The following is a 2202-nucleotide window of genomic DNA, read 5'->3' as shown; positions in this document are numbered from 1 at the left end:
AATGCCTGAAACAATATTGGCAACAATTCGGGTCTGATCTGCAACTTCAATGTGGGAGTTGATAATTGTGACTAAAGCCGCACCCAGGCAAACGGCAGCATACGTTCTGATTCCTGCGGCATGCCCGTCAATTTCCCTGTCTAGTCCTATCAAAACACCGAGTACAAGGGCGACAAGTAACCTTGGTATGAGCGTTATTTCAGTTTGAAAATCCATTGTTAATATTTTGTGTTATAAAACATAATAGTCTGTCGGTTTTTTCTTTTCAGGAACATCCGTTTCTCCAATCATTTGCCTGATGTTTATTTCTATCGTTTCCGCCAGGTCTGTCATGGGCGTGTCCAAAGGCTGGTTCTCAAAAGGATCCTGCATGAGAATGGAGGTTTTTTCGATGGCAATAAAAATGATCGGGATACCAATAGTCAGGCCTATTTCTACTGCCAGGTACTCATCTGATAAGCCAAACGGTAGCATGGTGGCAAACACATAAATGATCAAATGGATCAACAGGCTGTGTGCTTTGGGAAAGACCGTGTTTTTTATGCGTTCGCACTTGCCCATAGAATCACATAACCTGGCGATGGTGCTATCGATTTGCACCTGCTGAAAATCATTCACCATACCTTTTTCTTTTGCCTTTAGCAAAGTTTCAGAATGTTCTGACAATAAAGCATTTGGAATATTAAAAGCTTCGGTCTTATTGGATTCTTTATATTTAATGACCCTGTGGGAAAAAGGTAGTTTTCTTAGTGATTCTCCGAGTGCATAGCACCAAATGATCTGACGATTGGCCATTTCCCCGACCAGAGCTTCATAGCTTTCGTTACTTCTTTCAAAAAATGAAACACACTGCCTAACCAGTGTTCTGGAATCGTTGACAATAGCACCCCAAATAATGCGAGCTTCCCACCATCGCTCATAGGCTTGATTGGTTCTAAAACCCAACAGCAAGGCTACCGCAGTACCAAAAACGGCAGTGACGCCAATAGGAACCGAAATTTTGTCAAGAAATCCGTATTGATCGAAAATGCCTACGACAACCGCATACGAGGAGATAAGTACGATATCAACCTTAATGGTTTTGATAAAGTCAAGTATGGATATTCTTTTATTTAAGAGCATTTTAATTCAGTTTTGTTGATCTGATTTTGGTTTTATGGTTACTCCAATAATAGAGCTGTGATAAATTCCTTGTCACAATGAGCGACCATTTAAGTTTTCTTCGATATAATTTAACGCTTCGGGTATGTCAAGCTCACGAGTACCATTTCCTGTACGGATATAAAAGTGTGAACGGTCGTCCTGATGCAGATAGACCGGAGAGTGCGCATGTTTAATCTCAAGATGACAGACATCAAGCCCTTCTATTTGGTAAAAAGAAACATCTACCAGAGCGCAATAATTTGTCCCTAATTTGGTGGAGATCAGTTGCATTATATACTGCTCAAAACCATCTCGTCCCGGTTTTTTCAGGCTTGCATAATCTTCATGTAAACCTTGTGCCTGTCCATCATCGTCAATACCAATAAATAGGTGCCCTCCCCGGGTATTCATAAATCCGGCAATTGTTTTGGCTACTACGTCTTCCAGAGCCTTATTCGGCTTAAACTGTCTCAAATCCCACCTTAAGGTAGATTTGAACTCAACTTGCTGGTTTTCTCCTGCCGCAATCAACTCCCTGATCTCCTCCAACCTATCCCTTCTTATGGTAAGCTGAAACATTTTTTGCCTGACCATAAACATAAGCGACAAGGCAATGCCCAGTAAACCGAATAGCAATTTGATGATGGCCTGATCCAAATCCCATGAACTAACGACTTGCTGATATGAGGCAGGCAGATATTCCCACCAACTGCCGTTATCTCCTTGCATGTCATACATGTGAAGTGAAATAGCCAGGGGCTGTATCACAAATAGTCCAAAGGCTAATCCAATAAGTATATAAAAAAGAAATCTCTGGTTTTTCATTTTACAATATCCTTTTATAAACCACAGGTGTCACCTCGCTTGGGATATACCTGTGGCTGTATAACTACTTCTTCTTATCCTGAAGGACTTTCTTCTTTTGTTCAAATTCCTCATCGGATATCTCGCCCCGGGCATATCGCTCTCTCAGGACTTCCATGGCCTTATCCTTCCGTCTGTTTTGTCCGGGCGTAGGGTAAGGGATTAAGAATATCCAGCATAGGAGGATAAGCCACA

At 41.6% G+C, this 2202-nt stretch carries 4 protein-coding genes; all 4 read right to left on the bottom strand.

The features are described from left to right. The coding region (locus RIC88_RS14975; RefSeq protein ID WP_350205916.1) for an MgtC/SapB family protein at positions 1-216 on the bottom strand (216 nt) is incomplete at its 3' end. Positions 217-231: 15 nt separating this feature from the next. Then, positions 232-1122 carry a bestrophin family protein gene (locus tag RIC88_RS14970; RefSeq protein ID WP_350218368.1) on the bottom strand — a complete coding sequence of 297 codons (891 nt, stop codon included), beginning with the start codon at positions 1120-1122 and terminating at the stop codon, positions 232-234. A 72-nt stretch (positions 1123-1194) separates the two neighbouring features. Beyond that, a complete protein-coding gene (locus RIC88_RS14965; RefSeq protein WP_350218367.1) occupies positions 1195-1968 on the bottom strand; it encodes an AlbA family DNA-binding domain-containing protein in 774 nt (257 codons plus the stop codon). Between the two features lie 64 nt (positions 1969-2032). Continuing rightward, positions 2033-2125 carry an SHOCT domain-containing protein gene (locus RIC88_RS14960; protein ID WP_350218369.1) on the bottom strand — a complete coding sequence of 31 codons (93 nt, stop codon included), beginning with the start codon at positions 2123-2125 and terminating at the stop codon, positions 2033-2035. Between the last annotated feature and the right edge of the window lie 77 nt (positions 2126-2202).

Source organism: Ekhidna sp. (assembly GCF_040220215.1).
In the GTDB taxonomy this organism is placed as follows: Bacteria; Bacteroidota; Bacteroidia; order Cytophagales; family Cyclobacteriaceae; genus Ekhidna.
This window is presented reverse-complemented; position numbering and strand designations above follow the sequence as displayed.